The organism is Aquimarina sp. AU474 (assembly GCF_900312815.1).
Lineage (GTDB): Bacteria > Bacteroidota > Bacteroidia > Flavobacteriales > Flavobacteriaceae > Aquimarina.
The window spans coordinates 696,521-720,075 of the sequence record NZ_OMPE01000009.1 but is presented as its reverse complement, the minus strand read 5'-3'; the positions used below and the strand labels follow the sequence as shown (position 1 = coordinate 720,075).

Below are 23,555 nucleotides of genomic sequence, written 5' to 3'. Positions count from 1 at the left end.
AACCAGCTATATGCATATAGCTGGTTTTTCTTATTTGATTAAAACGGTCATTCTTAATTGAAACTAGTTGTACTAAAAAAGACTTATGTAATTTATGCTACAGGTTAATCACCAAAATTATATTCTTTTTTCTCTATGACTTTACCATAACCATCGGTTATGTAATCGAATCTTCCATAAGGATCATAGTATATATAAGATTCTTCTTTTCGTTCGTTTACTCTGTTTACAACGTGTCCATTATTATCATAAAAGATTAAACTAATCATAGCTTCTGGTAAACGTTCATATAATTTCAGTAATTCTACTTTTAATTCTGGTGTATCTAAGTTTTGTAATTGACTATACGTAACATCTAACTCATTGATAATGTCTTGATGTTTCGCATTAACAACCGATGCAACTTCATATAAGTTTGAATATCCATATACTAATGAAGTATACATGCCTTTACCATTGTGTGTTTCTAATGTACTTCCATTGGGACTAATTTTTGATGTTTCTATATTTAATCGCAAATTATCGTTTAATGTTCCTGATAAACTTTGTTTTATGTATACTTTACCGTTATCGTTTATCCATTTTGACTTTTCTATTTCTAAAAGAGTATTTTCATCGAATGATTTTGTTTCGTATGGGGCAGTAAGAAAATTTTTATCATCCAGAAAGTTATATTCTTCATGAGCATACGTTATTGTTTTTATCTGATTTTCTCCCTTACTATTTGTCGTCGTAATTTTTGACAATTGCCCCTTGATATTGTAGTCATTAGTTGCTGTCGTCGTAATTTTATCTGTATTAAAATACATTTCATTTGTTTTACTGATGACTCTGTTTGAATAACTGTAACTACTATTTGTATACGTTAAATGTTTCTCCCAAGTGGTAGTGTTTTTTTGTTTCAATACATTATTCTTATCAAAAATTTCTTCTTCTAAAAGAACTCCTAACAATTGTAAGTCATCACTACCATTATGATATTTAGTTTTTATTTTACCGATTGAATTAGAACCGAAACCTTTATTTTCTAGAATTACTTCTCCATAGAATGTAGCGTTGTTTTCTGGAGTTTGTAAAGGGTCGTTGTACGTATAATTGATCTTTCTTGTATTCTCTTTGTCATCCAATTCTACACTATTAACCACAATGTCTTTTATATAATTATTAAACTTATCATCAATTACCCTATAAAGGTGTACATTGAAACTACTACTGTTCTGTTGAAATTGTCTAAGCCACATTGTCTTGGTAGACATGAACGGTTTATATCCTCCTAATCTAGGGGTTCCGATTCCTAAGTTATTTTTTGCCCCGGTATTAATGTTGTCTAAATCCCCGGTTTTTTTATTCATAAAAAAATATCGCCCATTATTAAATTGTCCACCATTATGCTCGGAGATAAAGGCATGGCTAATACCATCGGTTGCAGTAAAGCCATTAGAATACTGTATGTTTCCAAGGATAGAAACCAATGGACCAGTTATATTGGTTGGTTTTCTATATAATTTATTCCCGGCTATAATAAATTCTTTGTTAATACCACTAGAAATGGCATTAGCTATTAATCCAGAATTATTCAATGCCATGTCAGACCAATTATCTTCGTTTGGATTATAATAACTTAAACCAATATAATTATTGGATTGCCGATATGTCATCATATCTATTCCAAAGTTCAATTTTGCATAATAATCAAAATATCCGCTAGGTTTTGCATGAACATTCCAGTTTATTCCATTAAATCTTGGTGATTTATATGGTTTTTTGCTGAAATAATTATATAAACTAAACAAACCACTATTGCCAACTGGTTGCAATGGGTTGGAGTCGTTGTAGGCACCGATCACATTATCAACACTGATTAAATTATAATGACGGTCCCATCTAAAAAAAAGTTCTGGATTGTTTTTTATTACTAATCCTGCTATATTATTGGATGGGTATATGTTCGCAGATCCTGGATTGTTATTATTAATATATATATCATTAACATAGGGATCAGCAGGGGCAGACCATGATTTGGTTTGCCATTTTTTTTCTGCATCCAAGTAGTGCATATAATAATTATCCTGATGATTATTACCTGTAATCATATCTCCTCCACCGTTTTCATTTATCGAAATCACAAAATTATTTCTCGCTCCGTAAAAGTACTCTCCACTACCTTGATGTATTAATTTAGATGACCAAGACAAACCATTCCAATTAAATAAATCCAACCTAGATCCATCTTTGGCTCCTAATGCGACAAAATCTTCTCCAGACAGGAAGCTTGCATCACCTGCTCCTATATATATACTGTTGTATTCTGCCTTATTCCAGGTTTTACCGTCTTTATTTATATGAAATAATGATACATATGCATGACTTCCTTTATCGTATGCAAAGCCGTAAAAATCTTTGCCAAATACGGTTTTTAGATTATGAAGATTACTTGGTAACCAATGTGGGAAATAGTACAAATCTTCTTCCCAATTTTCTCCATTCCACGAATAACGATAAAATCGGAAACCATGATTGCCATTGGCATCTGCGTTTTTCGTAATTAATACAGCCAAAGTATAGTTGTCTTTGGCAATAACCTTAAATAAACTATAAGCATTGGTGTCCCAGTTGGGGAAAGTTTTAAATCTATTCTGACCATTATAAAAAATATTTTTATTACTATAATTGTAAGTTACAGAACCTCCCGAAGGGTATACTATCTTTTTAAGTCCGCCATTAAAATCTCCAGAAGTATGGTATTCAAATTCTTGAGCTGGTAAAAAATAGGATTGCCCATTTTTATAACTTTTTTGAACTAAACTAGTTAAATAGCGTTTACTATACTTTGGATTGTTTGGATTTTCTATATTGTAATTTAATTCATAAGTATTCTGAAGTAAATTGTTGTTATTGTAGATATCTACTTTATGCAAAAACTTTTTTTCATATACTTCTTGGTAGGCATCAGGTTCATTAATTTCTGTATGGGGTTCAAAGAATTCGTTGTTGTTTTTTTCATTATATGTAAAACGAACATTGGCCCCTTTTGATGATGTTATTTTACTAATGTAAGATGCCTCGGTTTGTCCATGACTCTCTTGTTTTATATATTGAAATGAAACTGAATTAGACCACTGGTCTTCAATTTTTGATAGATTCCAACTTGATGTTTGTCTTGAAGCAGATGAATTAAATTTTGAATCTCCAATCCAGTTGCCATTGGCAAGCGTATTAATATAATTATTAGCATTTACAGATGTATTACTTCCATAAGTGTATATTACTCCATTCTCATTTGTAATTTCCCAATAATCATATATAGTATTATGATAGTAATATTTAATTATCCAAGGAGCATATTTTTCTAATTGAAACTCCCAAACACTGCCATTCGAATTCGTTCCTCTATTGATACAAAATAGTTTACTATTGGTGTTTCCATCCAGTAGAAAGAAAGTATCATCATCTCTGGTGCCGGTTTGTTTGTTGTCTACAACAATTTTAGGAGTCGACAAATTCCATCCAACACCAACGGTTGAAGTTGGAGAAAAGTAATTAACTTCTTGAGCCATTTTAAAGGCAACCTTACCATTGTATCCCAGACTTACATTGTACGATGTATTACCTGCCGAAATATCTGTTAAAGGTACTCCGAACCCTACTTTACCAGTTACTTGATTTATACTATTTTGGATAGTAGCAGAAATATCTCCAGATAGTTGAAATGGAGAGTTTGAAGGAATACCCACGTCGTATTGACCCCCAGAATTAGAAGATTTATTTTGCACTGAATTAGAAGATTGATCTCTAGACTCATTATCTACTAATTGTTGATTGTATTTTGATTCCTCAATCTGTATTGCTTTTTCTTTTTGCGAATACACATTTGCTGTGGTTGCAAAGAATAGTAACATTATTTGAAGAAATAATACGTTTAATGATTTTATATTTTTCATGTATACTCTTTTTTCCTGTAGTTTAAAAGTTTTGTTTTTCAAATCTATTCGAGACATTTATTAACAAGGTATTTCGAACTTTTATCTTCATTTTCTATTATAATAAATATCAAAGTATGAAACGAAGTAATATTTACCACCTGAATTATGGAGTACTGGTGTAAATATTAGATATTCGAGCTTACTTACAGCAGTAGACACAGCCTCATTATAGCGCATTTGTTTCATTTGTTTCATGAGGGCAGGGTTATTACCATTACCAGCTACAGTAGTGCTTAGCATTGAACTTGCGAATTTAAAGACAAATCTTTTTAATATTTGGCCTAAAATTGTACTAGTCCCTGTAGATACGACCTTAAGACCTTTTGTGTCATATAAATCTCCATTGGTATCTACAATTGGCACTCTTGGACCTGCTCTATATTTAAGAGCTACATATGACCCTCCATTTTCATCCTTAAATATTGCTAAAGGGTTGTCTTTAATGAATTTATAATAATCTTGCCATTTACCTCCATGCTTCTTCGCAAGTTCTTTTGCCTTACCCTTAGTATCAAATGAGAATTTAGGATCTGTGAGCCTATGTAAAGCGTGATTTAATGCAGATACGACAAGACCTGTAGCAAAGCCTTCTACAAAGTTACCATCTGTTATTTCTGCTATAATACCTCCCGTTACTGCGCCTGTTGTTATTTGTCCTGCAACACTGCCACCGGCAGTAGCAGAGGATACTAATGATGAACCGGCTCCAATTGCTGCTCCTTCCCAAAAGTTATTTCCACTTACAACAGACCCCATGGTGCCTTGAAAAAACCCATGACTTGCGGCCGAAACAAGTGCTTTAGAACTTGCACTTAGAATTACACCTTGAGAACCTGCAGAAAGAGCACTACCAATACCCGCTGTAACCGCTCCAGAAACTGCTCCAACTGCTCCGCCTAATAGTATATCTCCAAAATCGGCTCGAGGATTAGAAATAGCTGTTGTTGCAGCTCCGATTACTGCTCCTGCTATTATAGGAACGAACCAAGCCAATTCTCCATCCGGATCAATGATCATTATGGGATTATTACCCATTGCGAGGTAAGGGCTGTTAAACTGATTTTGAGGATCAGTATTAAACCAACGACCTACAGTTGGATCATACATACGACTACCAAAATCATACATATTATACCCTGCAAATGTCAATTGTTCTTTGTTTTGTAGTTTATAGTTATAGTTTGAACCAATGCCTGATACAAATTCACCATGATGAGTAAGCCCCATAGCATAATGATCGGTGTTAGACAAGATTTCATTGGTAGAATCTATAGACCCATCGTTATTACTATCGGTAAAACTTAACCGGTTATTACCCAGGTGATCACTATAGATATAAACATATTTAAATATACCATTATCATTAGCTGCATATCCCTCTGATGTTGGGAAAAACTGTAACTGAGAGTTTGTGTATTGAAAACCACCTAAATAATCAACTGTTGTAATATTCGTATCAGGATTAGTGGTTTTCATTTGTAGTTTTCGGCCACCTGCATCATAGGTGAATTCTATCTTTTGACCACTAGTAAAAGTAACTCGTTGTACCAAGTCCAAATGGTTGTATTCTATGCTTGTAATATTTTTGTTAAGGTCTTTTATTAAGTTACCATTGGCATCGTAATAATAATCTTGACCGTTGTTAGAACCATCTTTAAAGCCTTCATTGGTACCTCCATATTCCCTAATAGATAATAATTTGTTACCATCATCATAGCTATACCCTAATCTATCCATTAAGCTACCGGTATGACTTGTTCTTTTTACGCTTCTAATATTACCGTTACTGTCATATGTAACACGATCAGTTTCAAATTTACCTGCTCCACCCGTTAAATTGTTATTTTCACGATAGTGAGATCTAGATAAACGACTAAGCTTATCATATTCATAGACATATGATTTTTTAAGGTTATTTTTAGCAGATTTCCATATGACTTGTTTAATGTTTCCATCATACATATTACTTGTAGATGCCGACCCTTCAATAGCTTCATCGTATTTAAGGTTATAGGCAAACACATCTGAACCTAAATTGTTAACATCATTAATATTTGTTAACCAACCACGAATATTATAAGTATAATCTATGGTTTGTAATCCAGATTCTGAATCTTGAATTTTGAAATCCAAAATACTTCCTCCCACTGAGTATATGGTAAGATCACCTATTAATATATTTATAGACGGGATAAGAGTTTCTTTAAAAACATCACCGTTTTTCTTGTAATAGATAGTCGACCCTTTACGTTCTATTTCGAATTCGTCATTAATTGTATAGGGTATATTGCCTACCGAATTGGCGGTACCATTTTCTCTTACTTCTAGAGTGCCATTAGATTTATGATAAATAGCATAATTAATAGATTGGTATGCTGTATTTTGATTTGTTTGAGACAATCCAACCATTATAGGTTTGTTGGTTTGCCCAATTTTATAAGTTATAGAACCATCATTAGTAATGGATTTTGTGGTTTCTAAACCAGCGTTCCATCCTGTAGTACCTGTTTCCTTTTTTATTTCTTTTACTTCATTAAAGACATGTGATATGTTTAAACCAGTAATATATTGGTAGTCACTATATATTTTAAAATTGCTTACCTGAACATTAGTATCTAATAAAGACGCATCACCAAGCATACTATCACCGTTTGATAAAACGAGTGAAATAAAGAAGGTAGTACCGTTCTTTTTATAATGTATTTGATCTCCTATTCGTTCTACACGAAGATAATCGCCAAGCTGATAATAGGTGGCGGGAAAAAGTGCTGTTTTATGTGTTCCATTTTCGTATACACGAATACGTTGTCCATCGACATAACCCGTATATATGGCATAATCAATTGTGTTGTAATGCCAGTTACCAGGATGGTCTTCGTAAGATAATCCAATCATCATTCGATGATTTGCGCCTTGATTTATTTGATACTCTACATAACCATCGTTTTCTATTCTATTTTCAGAAGCAAACCCAGAATTCCAGCCATAACCAGAAGTTTTTGAAATTGTATTATCAGACTCCAAGACATTCTGCTCATTTATTATCCCGCTGGATAATGAGACAGACGATGCTGCACCTATTTTTTTTGATTCTAATTGCCCTAATTCATTATAATTATTATTGGCAATAAGCTCTTCTGCTTGATTATTTATACGTTGATAGTGTTTTTTGGGTCGCTCTACGTGATCATAATCAAAACGATCTACGATGGTTAAATCTGCACTAGAATTAATTCGTTTATGTTGTGTAACCGAGTGATCAATTTTTCCTCTAAAATCAAGCTTACTTTTATTTTGTGTATAGCCCCCTAGATGGTTTTTGTCCAACACATATATTACACGACCTTTTTTGTCATAAAAGGTATAGTTTTTGGACCAGGTGTTGCTGTCTAATGTTTTTGTCCAATTTGCAGTTAATAGCCCTTTTGCTCTGTTGGTGACTTCTTGGCCTAAAATATCTGTGGGTATATTTGGTAGGCTAGGGTCAGTAAAACTATAATCATCAAAATAGATAACGGTTAAGGTTTCTTGATTGCTGTTAGGAAAAGCATCATTTGTATAATTAATTGTTACACCACCAATGTTTGATGTTGATGTCGTGCGCGAAACAATATTGGCTTTATTCGAACTATTATCAATAAAATTATCTACTTGTATTTGTAAAACGGCCCTTGATGAGTTATTGGTGTATGTACCAGTATAGACTACACGACCGAATACATCATATTTGTTGAATAGCCATTTATTTTGTGTTTTTAAATTGGCATCTTGGGTCAATATTGGTCGGTCTAATTGATCATATACCACATATTCCCAATCTTTTCCAGGTACTTTTTGCTCTATTTGGCGATTGAATTGATCATATTTATATTGAAAACACAAATTGTCTATAATAGACTCATTAAATTGAGTGGTAGAAAAATATCTAATAAAGGTTCGATCTATTCCTCTTATCTTAAAAGGGGTAGCGGGACTGTTAAAATCTGTTCCAACAAAAAATTCAACAAAAATATAACCATCCTTGATAGAGTATTCATATCTTGATTTATTAGTGTTGCCACTAATTGCGCCAAAGTCCTCGATATCATCTAACACAGGAGATTGATTTTTACCTGAGTAAATACTGAATAAATATCTATTGGGTAAATTGGCATTAGACGGAAGCTCAACAACATTTCCTTGTTTTAAATAAGCTCCTCCGGTACCTCCAATTCCAAACGGAAAACTTAAATTGAAATCAAATGTAAGTTGATGATTATTTGAGGTGGATTGTGAAGTTATTTGCACATTACCACTACCATTCGAAACACTGGAAGGGTTATTAACAAATTGAGTCCAATTAAAAGTGAGGTTAAAAGGTGTGTAATTATTATCTACGTATAGGTTTTCAATTGCTTTTGGAGTTAGAATATAGCGCAAATTCCCAGTTTCATCATGTACATAATAAGTGCTTAGCTTCTTAACATCATTTCCGTCTTCTTCATAAGTGAATTCTGCTATTTTTCTACCATTCTTATCTGTAAAAGTCTCTTTGGTATTGAGCAAACCATCATTTACGTCCCAATTTTGATTTTTAATACTATTTTTTAAAAGCGCTCTTTTTTGATAATAAGATATTTGGAAAGAATTATTAGATTCATCTAATATTTTAAACAGAAAAACTTCATTAAAATCATTTATTCCGTATTCATACTTTGTTGTATGATCGGTATCAGAGTTGTTTATTAATTGCCATGTATTACCCGGAGATGAAGACTCGATAGTTCTATTAAGAGGAGAGTTATCGTAACTAACTTCTGAGAAAGGATGTTGGTCTGCAAAATTATTTTGGTAATAGGTTGCTGTTTGAGATTGAGCATTAGCAATATAATTTCCAGAGTTTTGAGAAGTAGGTAATGCTAGATATTGTTTAGATGTTCTACCGAACTCATCATACTCAATATGCCGAATAATGTCTTTTTTATCAGGACTTTGTGCTACAGCTATAGTTTGTTTTGCTTTACCAAATCCATCTAGATAGGTAACACTTTCTAATTTTTCAATAGTATTTGGAGAATTATTAAGCGTGGTAATATCGATGGGTTCTAATAATTCAATCGTTTTGACATAATTTTGATCTTGAGATTGACAAAAAACATGTAGTGTCGAAAACAGAAAGAAAAGTAATAAAGTGCTTTTCGGGGATTTAAACGATTTAATAAACGTATTACGCTCTGGTAATTTGTTTGCAATGATATAAAATCGATTTAGAGAAGATTGTGTGATTTGTTTATCCATTAGGATTTTTATTAATGATTATCGCCTTGTGATTATAATCATCAATTTGTTACCCAAGAAAATTGTCTTTTTTTATAAAAACCAATAAGAGTTAACCTATTAGGGATAAACTTTTTCTAAAATGAGCAGGCTACCACTGTTTTATACAATTTAAAAAACCTCTAAAATTAATTTCTAGAGGTTTCGGTTATAGAATTATAATCCTATGTCAGAATAGGAAATTAATTTTATATAAATATCCTATTAACTTTAAGAATCTATGTATATAGATAGAGCAATTTAGGACTCAGTTGGATCACATACGCAACCAAATCTTGAATGGTAACAACCGTGTGAAATTTCAAGAGAGCTACAAGCTCTCCATAATCCACCTTGAATAGCTTCTTGTTGTTTTTTGTTTAATGTCTTTCCTAAATTTGAAATGTTTTTTAGCATGATGTATTTTATTAAAGTTATTGATACTATCAACATTTAAAGACACTGATAGCTTATGTCTTCTCTTCGCGAAAGAATTTTCGTGATATTATTAGAAAAAAAGAATCGGTTTTATTAATAATTACCTCCTTGTGACTATAATCATTAATCTGTTACCCAAGAAAATTATCTTTTTCTGAAATAATAGGTTAGAAAACTGATAATCAGTACTAAAAAAAAGAATAGAATAACCCCGTAAAAAAAGATTTTGGTTGGAAATAATATAGTTTCAGAATCTCCGATAAGTACAAATGTTGCCCAATAATATGGTGATGCATCGGATAGTGAATTGGATCGTAGATATTCAATTTTTGAATTATGCAGTGCCTTTGATTTGGTTTGCCCAGCTTTCAAATTCTTATAAAAATTATCCATTATGGTGGCTGTAGATTTATCATTGGCATTCCAAAACGTTGAAATTACGGTATTGGCTCCAGCATAGAAAAACCCTCTTGCTAAACTCATAACGCCTTCGCCTTTGGCAATTTCACCCAAAGAAGTATTACAAGCGCTTAAGACTACTAATTCTGCTTGATTTTTGGAGGTGTACAACTCATGATACTCTAAATTAGCATCATGAAATGCTATCTGAAGCTTATCTGAAAAATTAGCGTGTGTAGCTAAATGAATTATTTTATGATTCTGTGTGTTGGATAAAAAGTTTTGCTTAGAAGCTTCTTGTCGTTTGTAATGACTTGAGGATATATAATTGTCAATACCATTAATTTCATCGATGCTGTTAGTAATATCTTCCAGGTCACTGTGCATAAAGTGTATGGGAGCAAAGGTCACTGCATTTTCTGAAGGTGTTCTCATTAATGTAGCATTATGTTCTAAAAAAGACATAGAATACGCATAGCTTATTTCGTTTTCTTCAATAAGATATCGATATGTATCTTTATCTGTTATTAAAGACTCAAAAGGAATATATTGCAGTGTACCATCCGGAATTATAATTAGGTGTTTTTCATCCAAAGGTATCGAGATCTTATCCCGAGGGATCAAAAGATTATATAGTTTATAAGCTACTTTTTGATACGATAGACGATCTTCATTAGTTTCAAAAGGTTTAGACAATTGATTTCTATACGTCTTAATAAGTTCTTCTATCATTTTTAACTCACCTACTCTAATGATTTCTGTTTGAGTATTAGAAATCAAAACAGCATATAATACACTAAAAGAATCATCATCTTGATCTTGGTTGCCCACATAAGATATAATAACACGATCATTGTTTAAGGTTTCTTGAATCTTATGTAAATCAATAATTTTTGTAGTTTCTTTTTCTTTATAATAACCAGGAAACTGTATTTGTAAAGAATCTTTCTGTTCTTGATATTGTTGTTTTAATTCAAAACGTTTGCTGTTTAACACCGCAATACTATCTTTATTTTTTTGATTAGTTATACGATTTTCTATATCGAGAATTTGTTTTTTGAGTTCATTTTCTCTGTTAGAGATCTCTAAGGGTAATCGTGTTTTATCTGTGTTCTTTAAGATATCTTCAGTCAAAAGCAATGCCTTCTTTTTTTCTGAAAAATAAAACGCCTTTTCCTTCTCGTCAAGAATTTCACAGATTAGTATTCCTTTTAGATAAATTTCTGAAGCTTTTTCTCTCCAATATAATCTTGAACCTTCTTCTTCGCTAATATTGAGTAAAATATCTACCAATGTATCTGCTACCAATAAATTGGAAAGCGCAAGCTCTATATGCTTACGGTCATTTTCTTCTTGATAAAATCCTATAAGAATGGTTGCTTTCTGAATCAAAGCTAATAAAACACTATATTTTTTATCTGATACGGTTAAGTCATTTAACCCTGGTAAAGCTTCGATATTATTATCGATACGAATGCTCCTTGCTATAGATTTTTGAATATGATCTAATGCTTTTAGATGTTTCTTTTTTACTAGATAGTAATTACTAAAGTTATAATAAATATTAGCTTCTTCTTCTTTGCCAGCACAATATTTTAAACCCTCATTTAAGAAATAAACCGTACTATCTTTTTGGAGCTCGTTTTTTGACTCAATGTATAAATTTCCAAGATTAGTGTAAAGAGTCTTTGCAGCAGCAGAATCTTTAATTTCTATTGCTTTCTCTAAGTTTTTGTAATAGTATTCTTTTGCTTTATTAAAATTAAATCTCGTATATGAATTGTAATAATTTGCATAAGCATTATTCATTCTAAAATAATTGCGTAATCCATAAAACGAATAAGAAGGGGCTTCGTTAAAAAGCGTATTTGCTTTATCTAATATTGTTAGTTGTTGATCTAGACTATACTCGGTACCCATGCCACGCAATACTTGAGAAAAATCAAGGTATTTTATTACTAAAAGCTGTTTTTTATCTAATTTTTCTAATAGATAAATCCCACGAGAGTAGTAATCTTTAGATTTAAAAAAATCTCCAACCTGCCTATAGTATTTTCCTATTTCGCAATACGATTTTGCGGTACTATATTCATCTTTATCTTGTGCAATTACTTTTTTATGGTAAATAAACGACTCCTCATACGCTCCAGCTTTAGAGTGTAATAGTCCTAAGTTGTATAAGGCCTTGGCATATTTGTTATTTTGCATATCAAGTTTTTCATAAATACTTATTTCTTTCTTTACATAAGAAATAGCTTCATGATATAACTTTTTGTTATAGTTCTTGATAGCGAAATGACGAGCGATTTTTACAATTTTTAATTGCTCGTCATTCTTGTCGTAAATATCTATAATGCTATCAACTGCCTTTCGGATTTCTGATATTTTAATCGTATCGCTATTAAATAACGACATATAGTATTCATATGCGTTTTGTGCCTTAATAGATTGCCAAAAACACAGAAATAATATACTAATAAACAGTCGTTTACGATGCTTCAAAATTAGTCTCCTTTATAATCCTCGCAATTTTGTTCGAGAAGTACTTTTTCCATAGGTTCATTGTGTTCCTCCATGTCTTCTACAGGATCTTTGGCGTAATAAACTACAGGATCTGCTTCCCAAGTTTCAACATTACGATCATCACATATTTCCCAACTCAATAATAACCCTTTTCTTATATATTGTTCTCTAATTTGGGCTTTGGTACGTTCGGGAGTTCCTTTAACATACACAACCAAAATATCCATGGTTTTGTCTACCATCAACCTTTTTTTAACCTTTGTTTCATTAGTGGTACTGTCTGGTATATCTGTATCTTGAGTACAACCAACTAAGCAAAAGAAAGTACACACCATTAACACTTTATTTAAAAAAAAACGTCTTTTCATCACTCTAGTTTTTATAATTTAAATTAAATTCACATTATTGGTTATCAAAATACTAGTTTTGTTACCCCGACGAAGATAGAAAAATTATTTCCATGTACGGAATTACACCCTTTTGATGGCGGAAAAAGCACAACACTTTGACAGTTTATTAAATAATGATTCTAAAGGAATCATGGCTATTTATGAAATAGTTTTTCCTAGAGTTAGAAAATTCGTACTTCAAAATAGAGGTAAACAACAAGACGCCGAAGATATTTTTCAGAAAGCATTACTCCAAATTACGGTTCGATACAGAAAAGAAAAGTTCGAAATCCATAGTAGTTTTGAAGCTTATTTATTTACTACCTGTAAAAATTTATGGCGTAAAGAATTAAAAATTTCGAAAAACAGGGTAACAAATACAGATATTGTAGAACTAGTTTCTGCAGAGCGCGATACAGCGCTAACCATTTTGGAGCAAGAGAGGTGGGAGTTATTTACCGAAAAATTAAATCTCGTTTCAGAAAACTGCAAAAAGGTACTTACTTTATTTTTTAATAATACTTCGTATAAGGATATTGTAAAAATAATGGGGTATAATTCTGAGACGGTGGCTAGGCAGCGAATTTTTAAATGTAAAGGGAAATTATCAGAAGCTATAAAAGAGGATCATCGTTATAATTCACTCAAAAAGCTATGAGTTTAGAAGAAGACATATTAATTCAGGATTTTCTGAAGGACAAACTTTCCGAAAAGGAGAGGAATGAAGTTTTGTTTAGAATAGAAAATGATGAAATTTTTCGTGATAAAGTAAATTTTGAACAACAACTTTTCCTTAACCTAAATGAAAAAGAATGGAGCGTAAGTAAAAATACTGGTCATGATGAAGTTGAGGTATATGAACAATTATTACGGGACAAATCTAGCCAAGAATTAAAGGAAACATTACAAGAAGTAAATGCGGATTATCAAGCAAAACAAAAGAAAAATAATAGATCTTGGTGGTCTTATGCAGGCATTGCTGCAGTTGCTTTAATCATTGGAGTTACCGTGTTTTTATCATCAAATACTTCTTCTCAAGAATTGTATGCTAATTATATAAATCTATCCGAACTTCCTTCATTAGTAGAAAGAGGAAAAACGGATCATAAAATATTTATAAAAGCTCAAAAAGCATTTGAAACCAAACAGTATGATAAGGTACTTGGGATTTTAGCCAACGATCTAGATACTATTCAAAACAATAAGGCAACGATATATTTATATATCGGTATTTCACAAATGGAATTGGGTAAATTTAATGAAGCCGAAAAAACATTTACCAGATTAACCAAAAGCAATTTAATAGATGCTCCTAAAGGAAAATGGTATATGGCTTTGCTGTTTTTAAAACAAAACAACACTGCAAAAGCTAAGGAGATATTGCGCGAAATTATGGCTTCAAAGAACAATTATAAACATGACCAAGCCAAAGAGCTTTTAGAATTGTTGTAGGATTTTGATTATAAATTAACCCCTGACCATTAATTAATGACCAAGGGTTAATTGTTGGGGCGTCATAAACCAATTTTTAATCTCTATAATTAGAGCAATAACATTCTCCATTAAAATATACAGCTCCTGTATCATGTCCCACACTTCTACAGTACTGACAACAAGAACCACAATAGTTAGAGAATGCTCCACCTGCAATTACTTTTTGTTGTTTTTTATCAATTTTCTTGACATTTTCTAGGTGTAAGATGTTTTTTAGCATGATTTAAAATTTTGTGATTATATATGTTTCTCACCCGATATTGTTCAAGGATTTACACGATTGATTATTCCTAATTATCGAGACGGTAGTAAATGTATAATATTCGTTATCTGCAATAAGAAGTAATTGATATAGGCTACATGTTAATTGATGAATGTACGGTTTCGATTGATACAAGGCTTAATAGAGAATAGAGTACTTAGATAACAAAGCGAAGAACTACAGTAGTATATGATTACTTAACAAAATTTTAGATTATACCCTCTGATTCTATATAGAATCAGAGGGGTTGGGGTAAAAAACACACCGGGAAACAAGTTGGGAGATTGGAAAACAACTAAAAAGTGTATAGCCATATAGAATTAAAGAAAGATTATATGTTATACTTTGTTCCCGGATTATCATTAAAACATCAAATCATCAACGTTATTTTTCAAGCTATACAATTCTTAAGCCGAGAAAATATCGTATACAATTGCTTTTCGTATTTTTTTTAGGTTTTGAATAATTTTCAGTGTGATGCTGATTTTAGAACTAGCTTTATGGTTAATCTAATTATGATTTTTGTTGTAAAACTAGAATATTCATTTTGGGTTATCTGAAACAATTGACATGAATACGGTTTCGATTGATAAATGCACAGTATGGATTGATAGGATACTTAGTAAAAAAAAATAGCAAAGAGTTAGGTAATAGAAAAGGGTTCGTTATAAGAGAAGGTAACGTATAGTAAAAAAGTTATTGTTTATTGGATACTGTTTTAAGCTCGATAAATTTTTCTATTTGTCCAGTATTTATTTTATTCTTGTTTATGAGATAAGAATAAAAGTTTTCGGCTGTGATTAGCCTTTAGTATAATTATTGTGCTATCATGAATATGTTTTACAGTACCATTAACTTTATAACCATTTATTGTGATTTCCTTTTTACAAGAGGTCAATAGTAACATCATAAAAACTAAAAACCCAAATTCTTTCATGTTTTTAGTTTTGTGCCTATAATTGTGAATGTATGAGCCTATGCGAATGAAAGTGAAGCATTACCTCATAGATAATGTTGGCTATCGTTTTTTATTTTTTTATCATCATCATTTGATATAATTCATAATTATCGTGATCAAAGCATACAAAAATTACTTTTTTAATTATGTCCTCTTTCAAATTTGAAATTGTGTGCAATGCTATTTTTGCTGCTTTCTCTTTAGGAAATCGGTAAATTCCTGTGCTAATGTTTGGAAATGAAATTGACTTTATTTTGTTCTATTCTGCTATTTCTATACAATTTTTATAACAAAATTTTAGCTTCTCTACCTCATTTAATTCCCCGTTATTCTATATTGTACGGACTGTGCATATCTCATTTTTGCTTTTAGTTTACCAGCATTAATAAAGACAGCTTCTCCCACTTTGCAGTTCCCTTGCCTATTCCTTACTTTTTTACATGCTTCCAATATCTTTTTCCTCCTACTCGATGAATTGCTCCATCTACTCCATCACCGCCCTTTAATGAAGTATTTGCTGCATTTACTATCGTCTCAACTTAAAGTTTCGTAATATCTCCTTTTTGATAATTCTATTTCCATCTTTTCTTTTGATTGATTATTAATCCACTACTATTTTCCCATTAAAAAACTCTTCATCACTTTTTAAAATAAAAAAATAGTTCCCTGAGGATAATCGTCCAATATTGATATTTTCTATTAAACCCACGTCATTGTGCTGTAATGCGTTAAATGACAAATGTTTTCTTCCTAAAACGTCAAAAACCTCCAAATTATATGAGTTGTTATTAAACGCTCCTTGAATATTTAAGTGATTACTTGTTGGATTAGGATATACAACAAGTCCTTCATAACTTAAGACAGTAGGATTTTCGTTTATAGGTAAAGTTTGATCGGCACCAGCATTATAAAGTACACCATACATACAGGTGTTCCATACCATGGTTTCCCAGGTTGTAAATTCATTTTGATTAACGGCAGACCATCCATCGCTCCATCTGCGTAACCCTGGTAAATCATCCCAAACAGGATATAGCTTATCAGTAACAGCAGTTTGGTAAGTCGAGCCACTTCTTCCGTATGTACTCCCATATACAACAATACCTGGCACATTGCCAATGGCTGTTTGTGTTCCGCCTCCTGGCAATAGCCCATATTTAGTAAAATAACTATCAAGATGTAATGGGCTAATAGGTTGCTTATCTCCCAAACCTGTTACATAACTTTGGCCCTGTGGATTTAAACCTAATGCATAATTAGCAAAATTACTAATGCGGTCAAAATAATGCTGTTTTTCTGCTGGGTCATCACTTAATCGCATCATATACCCTAAATCTTCAGTATATCTACCCTGGGCTGTAGAAGCTCCCCAGCCATTAAATCTAGTAACCCCTTGCGCATATGGAAAACTGGCTTCATTGAACTCCATGTAACCTCCTCTATTTGCTTCATATTGTAGTGCATTAAATACCCCATCTCTTATACTGGTATTTGTATGATGATTTGTTAAAAGATAACTTATAAACTGTGAAGATTTGATCGTTGCAGTCATATTACCTGATAAGTATTGATCTGGCCAAGAACCGCCATTAAGAAGTAAAAAAGTGGCAAGATCTCTAAATTGAGTGTGATATGTATTATTTTCATCTTGTGTAACATTGCCAGTTACGGTTGCTAAATACATTTGTAATGTTGCGTATAGCATAGCTCCTCTGTGAGTATCAGCAACATAATTATTATTTATATAAGTCCATGCCAAATTAGCTTTTTGTAATAAATCTGCTGCTTTTGTAGTATCATAGGGCTGTATCAATCTGGAAGCTTGTGCAAAAAATCCTGCTGCATCAATGGTAACTTTCATGCCTACTTCAAATGTACCGTATACCAAATCACCTTGGGCATCTGCTCGATGCACACCATAGGTTGGATGTGCTTGGGCTTCTGTTCCTTGCATGATTCCGCCATAATCATTCGAATTATTCCAATTACTACTATTTAACTGTAGATTCTCCCATAGTTTAACACTCCATAAGGCTTCATCGAGAAAATCTGGTATACCGTTTCCGGATTCTGGAATATTGTATTGATTATCTATAAAATGATCAGGAAATGCTTCATATGTAGATAGCATAGTTATAGAAATTATAGTATGCTGTGGTCTTCTATCAAAATCTGCGGCATCATGATATCCTCCTATAATTGGATGCATCTGAGAACCAGAAGGTACATTTATAAATGTACTTGCCCCCCAAGGTTCCATGATAAAAGCTGCGTCTGCAAGGCTAATACCACGTTCGTAAGCTGTATAGGGTTGCTCCAAAGCGATTCCACATCTTTGATGGTACATACCTCTTGCATATACTCTGGCTATTTTACGGACATAATTTTCCCCTATGCCGAATGAATATGATTTACCAACACCCTCTACAACAATATGATAGGGGCCTCCTTCAGGAACAGTCGATAAGTCTATTCTGTATACATGTTCTCCTGAGCTTTCATCTGTTAGACTGGTATCATTGCCCCAATAAGACAATGTTCCTGTAACAACTGTGTTACTATTTTGCTCATCGACCACATAGTAATTAGTGGGTTGCGATAATTGTATAGAACCTAAATTACCTCCATAATAACCAAAATTTGCATAATTACCTGTAGCATTAGCACTATACCCTTCTTGGTTTACTTTAATAGATTCACAAAATGTATCTGTTTCATTGAATGTGAATGACGTATTTCCGTAAGGGGTCGTTACATTATATACCGTATTGTTAATCAGATTTTCATTTAATTCCAGATACATACTATGATGTACAAATGTTTCGTAATACCCCACTGTCCAATCGTACATTCTTTCATCATTAACTTTAGAACTTCTTCCTATGGCAGTTGGCGCAGCACCGTTTACTACCCACCCGGTATTGACTGGAATGACATCTCTGTGTGGTGGATCTGTTTCTAATACAACAACAATAACATTAGTGTTTGCTGTGTGCACATCTACAATGGTTTGTCCTTGAACTAAATTTGAATTAAGACTAAAAAAAAACAAGATTATTGATAAGCTATAGATTTGCTTATTCAATACACTTTTAAGATTTGGTTTCATGGTATTTTACGTATTTTAATGCAGAAGTGGGCCAAAGCGATTCTTAGATAATTCATTAATATATACTCTAAAACTTTATTAGATGAAGATGAATTGACGGAACCTTATTCTCAATTGATGAAAGGGAAATTTCGATTGATTTGTAATATTGCAGGGAGGATTAAAACATTACATCAGTAGGAATTTTGATCACGATTTTAGTACCAGATGGCTGTCCCAAATAATCAATTTTATCAATAATACAGATGTTTTTTTCTTCTACTGGATTAAGAAGTTGCAGTCGTTTTTGGGTTACTTCAATACCTCTAGATTTTTGATCATTTTTATAGGTTGATTGTATTTTTCTAGAAGCGGTTCTACCGATACCATTGTCTTCTACTTCACATATAATATATGTGTCTCCTTTACTAAAGGTAATGGTTAGTTGTTTGTTATCTCCTTTTTTATGTAATAGACCATATATAATGGCATTTTCTACAAATGGTTGTACAATAAGCATCGGGATTTCTGCGGCATCTGGATCTATATCTTTAGCAATGATAATATTGTAATTAAAACTATTGTCAAAACGAAGAGTTTCTAATTCAATATATTTTTTGAGCAATTTTATTTCATCAGACAATACAACGGTAGTTTCAATAGAACTTTCTAATAGGTTTCTGGTTAGGGAACTAAACTTATTTAAGTATTGTATGGCAGATTCTTTTTTATCAGACAGGATTAGATGTTGTATAGAACCTAATGAATTAAAAATAAAGTGTGGATTTATCTGTGCTCTTAAGGCTTTATTGTTATTAATAAATGATTCTTTCTGAAAGTATAGTTTTTCTTTGTGCTCTTGATGAATTTTACAGGCTAATCCTAAAGCAAAAATTGTAATTTCTAAAGAGGCTCCCATGATCATATATGTAGGGTTTTTTAGAAAGAGTAAGGCTAAGGCGCCAATCATAAATAAAAAGGATCCGCAAACAATAAAATAAGCCAAACGATTTTTTGCACGGAGCAATAAATAAATCATTCCGCCGGTTCCAAAAAGTGTCATTACAATACGTTGGATATTCATAATTCGAATATGCCCAATGAAATATTCAAAATAGAAAAAAGAGATATCTAGAATTATAATAATGATCAAGAAATAAATGATAATTCGTAAAACTCGATGAAGTTTGGGGTATTCTTTTTTGGTAATTAGGTAATGACATACAAAAAGCACATAAAATAGGTTGATTAGTACTTGTGCAATTTGTTGAAACCAATGACTTGTTATATTAAAACCTCCAAAAAAGAGATTATTAGTTCTAAATACATCACCATTTAAATACACGAACAACCAAAAAACGTATAACGAATAGAATAGGAATTCTTTTTTTCTAGACGTAATAAAAAATGCAAAAGTGAGTAAAAATGCAATCAAACAGACTCCAGCAAAAAGATATTTTGGGATTAAAGTTTTAATGTTTTTCCAACTGTAGTAATCCTCCTTTAACTGTTCGACTACTTGAGAAACATAATAGAACTTAAAAATACTGGTAGGTTCGATACTTATAACATGTTTTAACTTAAGATATATAAACCGATTTTCTATAAGTGAATTATAAGTAAAGGGAAGTCCAGGAGCGTATATAATAGATTTGTTTTTTGTTAAATTGTCAAATCTGCCAAACTTCTTTTCTATTAACCCAAAATTTTGTGGATAAAACGTAGATGCATAATTATAATGATGAGATCGTAGATACCAAATGCTGTCTTTTTTTAATGTATTTACGTGTTGAGCTAGGTCAATTCTTATCCAAAAAATTTCGTTAGGATGAGTTTTTTTAGGTAGTAAATTAATAGGCTTAAATAATGAATCAGATTTTATGACATCTCCAATAGAGAGTTTATCATTAGTTGTTTTGTAAATTGTAAAAGGGAGTTCGACCCCATGCCTATTTAATTCCTGTTGGCCATATCCATCATAATGCGATATACAGAGCAGAAAAAACACACAAATTAGATGTACTATTTTTTTGAGCATGATGGGGTTAAAAAAGAGATTATAAATATAAGATTACTTTGTTGATTGTCAAGAGTCAAAAATGTAAATCCCAAATTTTATTCCTGAGTTTAATCTTTTATAGCGTACTTTTCTTTTATGTTTTCATAATTAGAAAAATCGATATTAAGCTTACTTATTTTATTGGTTGGAGGAATGATTACATATCTAAAACTACTAGGATCAAGGTCATCGATTTGGTATGTGTAATCTTGTTCTTGATTTGTAACATGGATTTTTATATTTCCTAATGATATCTTTGCTGCCCATGTATCAATTTGAGTTATAGAATTTGCTCCGCTCATAATAGTAATAGGCATTAAACCAACCTGATTGTCTGGCCATACAGTATCTGAGTATGCATTTAAACGAGCGTAGACCAGCACCACTGCATTGTCAAGAATTTCTTGTGTAATCTCTGGTGCAGTTATATCAACTTCTAAAAAAAAGAAGGCTTGTGAAGTAACGGTAGTTTCATAAGCATTTGAATCAGGCGTAAACCAATCAGAAACTATTACATTGGCATTACCATCTATTCCTTGTGGACCGATTGCTCCATCCCGACCATCTTCACCTTCGCAAGAGGTATTGATTATAATAAATGAAAAAACGAGAAACAAACTTGCCAAAATTTTAGTTGTATTTTTCATAGTTTGTGATTTTTATTATTGTTGATAATTCATGGCAATTAAAAAAGTATCTTTTTTGCTTTTAGAAATATTTACGGTGTCGTTATTACTCATTAAGATGTAGCCACCATCAGATTTTACGTATTTTTCTACTTCTTTGAGGTTGATTAAAAAACTATTGTGCACCCGCATAAAATGTTGATCGCCTAAAAGGTTTTCATATTCTTTTAGATGTTTGCTAACTAGTACTGATCTTTTATTCTTTAGATAGAATGAAGTGTAAGAACCATTGGCCTTACAGTAGATAATATGCTCTATAGAAACAAACTCAAAACCATCTGCAGTAGAGAGACATATTTTATGCAGTTTTGGTTGTTGTTGTAAATTATGGACTAGAGTTTCTAATTGTTTGTTGTAAATATTTTGATCCTTTTTCTTTTTTGCTTTTTCGACCGCGCGAATAAGTTCATCAATATCTACAGGTTTTAATAAATAATCCAAAGAGCTATATTTTACTGCTTTTATAGCATACTGTTCAAAAGCAGTAATAAATATGATTTCGAAATGTATAGGTTTAATTTGGGTTAGTATATCAAATCCGGTTCCTGATTGTAGTTCTATATCCAAAAAAATAACATCTGGATTAGTGGTATTGATTGCAGTTAAGGCTTCGTCTATTGACCCTACAGATGCGATAATCGTTACATCAGTACAAAATTCTTTAATGAGATTTTTTAAGGTTTCTCTACTGTGTTTTTCATCATCTACTATAATTGCTTTTAAACTCATAATCTGTTATAATTTAGGTAAGTTTAGTGCTATATTTCCGTTTTGTGCCTCAGAATGACATGAAAATGTAATTTGTTTATTTGTATCGGTTAATGTATTAAATAGCCGTACTTGATCCTTCCATTTTAAGAATTGTTTTCTGTAATGAGGAGAAGCCCTTGTTTTGGCCACGACATGATCAGAAGTATAAGAAATATCTACAAGTACATTATCCTTTTTGATCGTAAAATCTAATTTAAGCATATAGTTTTTCTTTTGACTATAAATGGCTCGTTCTATTATGTTTTCTAATAATGTTTGCAAGATAAAAGAAGGGATAATAACCTCGGTATTTTGAGATTGATATCCTGAAGCAATATGATAATCAAATTGTTCTTCATACCTCAATTTTTGACATTTTAAGTATCCATGAAGCATATCAATTTCATCAACGAGATGCACCGTTTCTTTTTCAATGTATTTTAAATAAAATCGAATTAACTTACTAAATGTAGAAAGATAATCTAAGGCATGCTTTTTATGATCTGAAGTAATAAAATATTGGATTGCGTTTAAGGTATTAAAAACAAAATGAGGATTCATTTGAGAATGAAAAGCTTTTAGTTTTAGCTCAATCAATTCTTGTTTAATCTTAAAACTGACTTGTTGCTCTTTGAGTAATTTTTTGTCTGCTCTAATACTATTAATTTTTATGGAGCAGAACGATGCAATAGCCGACAGCATTGTTAAATGTTGCTGAGTAAAAAAGTTCTTACTGGGGTGTTCACAATCTATAATTCCGTATACCATATCTTCGATGAGTATGGGTACGGTAATTTCAGACAATCGATGTTGGTCATCGATAATGTAATTTGGGTTTTTAGACGTGTCATTGTTAATTTCTGCTACTCCAGTAACTGCAACATTGCCAGATATTCCTTGGCCAAGAACAATCTTTACAGGATTATATATGTTATTTTCTTTAGGGCTTTTTGGGCCATAAGCAGCTTTTTGTATAAGTGTTTTGTTGTTATAATCTACGATATAAATAACACAATCTAAAAAACCTAATTTAGAGATACAGTTTTTTGCCAGTTCCCACAAAACATCTTCTTCATTGTTTTTTTCTAAAATAGATTTTGAAAAAGATATTAAAACATCTTCAAATCGAATAGTGTCCTTCATACTCCCTTCATTTCTAGTGTTGAGCAGGATTAAGCCACTTCAATACTTCGTTATCAATTTACGATATCTCTTTGAAAAATGAGTGTAC

Annotated in this window: 13 protein-coding genes and 1 pseudogene; 2 read left to right on the top strand and 12 right to left on the bottom strand. The window is 31.9% G+C overall.

Annotated elements, in window-relative coordinates:
- Nucleotides 1–104: 104 nt before the first annotated feature.
- The 4 genes from DK508_RS16770 to DK508_RS16755 all read right to left on the bottom strand — a co-directional run bounded on the left by DK508_RS16770 (nt 105) and on the right by DK508_RS16755 (nt 13,006).
- Nucleotides 105–3,941, bottom strand: a complete 3,837-nt coding sequence (locus tag DK508_RS16770) for a hypothetical protein (RefSeq protein ID WP_109301943.1) — start codon at nt 3,939–3,941, stop codon at nt 105–107.
- An 87-nt stretch (nt 3,942–4,028) separates the two neighbouring features.
- The gene (locus DK508_RS16765; protein WP_109301942.1) at nt 4,029–9,260 is read right to left on the bottom strand and encodes a DUF6443 domain-containing protein; all 5,232 of its coding nucleotides are present in this window, start codon (nt 9,258–9,260) and stop codon (nt 4,029–4,031) included.
- 600 nt (nt 9,261–9,860) lie between these two features.
- Entirely contained in the window at nt 9,861–12,617 is a 2,757-nt protein-coding gene (locus DK508_RS16760; protein ID WP_235016426.1) for a CHAT domain-containing tetratricopeptide repeat protein, read from the bottom strand.
- Nucleotides 12,618–12,619: 2 nt separating this feature from the next.
- Nucleotides 12,620–13,006, bottom strand: a complete 387-nt coding sequence (locus DK508_RS16755) for a hypothetical protein (RefSeq protein WP_109301940.1) — start codon at nt 13,004–13,006, stop codon at nt 12,620–12,622.
- Between the two features lie 115 nt (nt 13,007–13,121).
- Here DK508_RS16755 and DK508_RS16750 point away from each other — a divergent pair, with 115 nt between their 5' ends.
- Nucleotides 13,122–13,685, top strand: coding sequence for an RNA polymerase sigma factor (locus DK508_RS16750; RefSeq protein ID WP_109301939.1), 564 nt, complete (start codon nt 13,122–13,124; stop codon nt 13,683–13,685).
- Nucleotides 13,682–14,479, top strand: coding sequence for a tol-pal system YbgF family protein (locus tag DK508_RS16745; RefSeq protein ID WP_109301938.1), 798 nt, complete (start codon nt 13,682–13,684; stop codon nt 14,477–14,479). Before DK508_RS16750 ends, DK508_RS16745 begins: the two co-directional genes overlap by 4 nt.
- Nucleotides 14,480–14,555: 76 nt before the next feature.
- On the opposite strand, the gene DK508_RS16740 is transcribed toward DK508_RS16745, so the two are convergent.
- From DK508_RS16740 to DK508_RS16705, 8 genes and pseudogenes are all read right to left on the bottom strand, one after another.
- A complete protein-coding gene (locus DK508_RS16740) occupies nt 14,556–14,741 on the bottom strand; it encodes a hypothetical protein (RefSeq protein ID WP_109301937.1) in 186 nt (61 codons plus the stop codon).
- Nucleotides 14,742–15,811: 1,070 nt separating this feature from the next.
- Nucleotides 15,812–15,970 (bottom strand): hypothetical protein, encoded by a 159-nt coding sequence (locus tag DK508_RS21600; protein ID WP_370443863.1) that lies wholly within the window; start codon nt 15,968–15,970, stop codon nt 15,812–15,814.
- Nucleotides 15,971–16,056: 86 nt separating this feature from the next.
- Nucleotides 16,057–16,217, bottom strand: a pseudogene (locus tag DK508_RS21595) (macro domain-containing protein).
- A gap of 125 nt (nt 16,218–16,342) precedes the next feature.
- Nucleotides 16,343–18,850 (bottom strand): glycoside hydrolase family 9 protein, encoded by a 2,508-nt coding sequence (locus DK508_RS16725; protein WP_109301935.1) that lies wholly within the window; start codon nt 18,848–18,850, stop codon nt 16,343–16,345.
- Between the two features lie 160 nt (nt 18,851–19,010).
- Nucleotides 19,011–20,867 (bottom strand): sensor histidine kinase, encoded by a 1,857-nt coding sequence (locus tag DK508_RS16720; RefSeq protein ID WP_109301934.1) that lies wholly within the window; start codon nt 20,865–20,867, stop codon nt 19,011–19,013.
- Between the two features lie 89 nt (nt 20,868–20,956).
- Nucleotides 20,957–21,535 (bottom strand): hypothetical protein, encoded by a 579-nt coding sequence (locus DK508_RS16715; protein ID WP_109301933.1) that lies wholly within the window; start codon nt 21,533–21,535, stop codon nt 20,957–20,959.
- A gap of 15 nt (nt 21,536–21,550) precedes the next feature.
- Nucleotides 21,551–22,303 carry a LytTR family DNA-binding domain-containing protein gene (locus DK508_RS16710; protein WP_109301932.1) on the bottom strand — a complete coding sequence of 251 codons (753 nt, stop codon included), beginning with the start codon at nt 22,301–22,303 and terminating at the stop codon, nt 21,551–21,553.
- 6 nt (nt 22,304–22,309) lie between these two features.
- Nucleotides 22,310–23,467, bottom strand: a complete 1,158-nt coding sequence (locus DK508_RS16705; protein WP_109301931.1) for a histidine kinase — start codon at nt 23,465–23,467, stop codon at nt 22,310–22,312.
- Nucleotides 23,468–23,555 lie beyond the last annotated feature (88 nt).

What these genes read in the sequence shown, in the direction of transcription:
- DK508_RS16770 (WP_109301943.1), bottom strand. Translation starts at nt 3,941, where the DNA reads ATGAAAAATATAAAATCATTAAACGTATTATTTCTTCAAATAATGTTA.
- DK508_RS16765 (WP_109301942.1), bottom strand. Translation starts at nt 9,260, where the DNA reads ATGGATAAACAAATCACACAATCTTCTCTAAATCGATTTTATATCATT.
- DK508_RS16755 (WP_109301940.1), bottom strand. Translation starts at nt 13,006, where the DNA reads ATGAAAAGACGTTTTTTTTTAAATAAAGTGTTAATGGTGTGTACTTTC.
- DK508_RS16750 (WP_109301939.1), top strand. Translation starts at nt 13,122, where the DNA reads ATGGCGGAAAAAGCACAACACTTTGACAGTTTATTAAATAATGATTCT.
- DK508_RS16745 (WP_109301938.1), top strand. Translation starts at nt 13,682, where the DNA reads ATGAGTTTAGAAGAAGACATATTAATTCAGGATTTTCTGAAGGACAAA.
- DK508_RS16740 (WP_109301937.1), bottom strand. Translation starts at nt 14,741, where the DNA reads ATGCTAAAAAACATCTTACACCTAGAAAATGTCAAGAAAATTGATAAA.
- DK508_RS16725 (WP_109301935.1), bottom strand. Translation starts at nt 18,850, where the DNA reads ATGAAACCAAATCTTAAAAGTGTATTGAATAAGCAAATCTATAGCTTA.
- DK508_RS16720 (WP_109301934.1), bottom strand. Translation starts at nt 20,867, where the DNA reads ATGCTCAAAAAAATAGTACATCTAATTTGTGTGTTTTTTCTGCTCTGT.
- DK508_RS16715 (WP_109301933.1), bottom strand. Translation starts at nt 21,535, where the DNA reads ATGAAAAATACAACTAAAATTTTGGCAAGTTTGTTTCTCGTTTTTTCA.
- DK508_RS16710 (WP_109301932.1), bottom strand. Translation starts at nt 22,303, where the DNA reads ATGAGTTTAAAAGCAATTATAGTAGATGATGAAAAACACAGTAGAGAA.
- DK508_RS16705 (WP_109301931.1), bottom strand. Translation starts at nt 23,467, where the DNA reads ATGAAGGACACTATTCGATTTGAAGATGTTTTAATATCTTTTTCAAAA.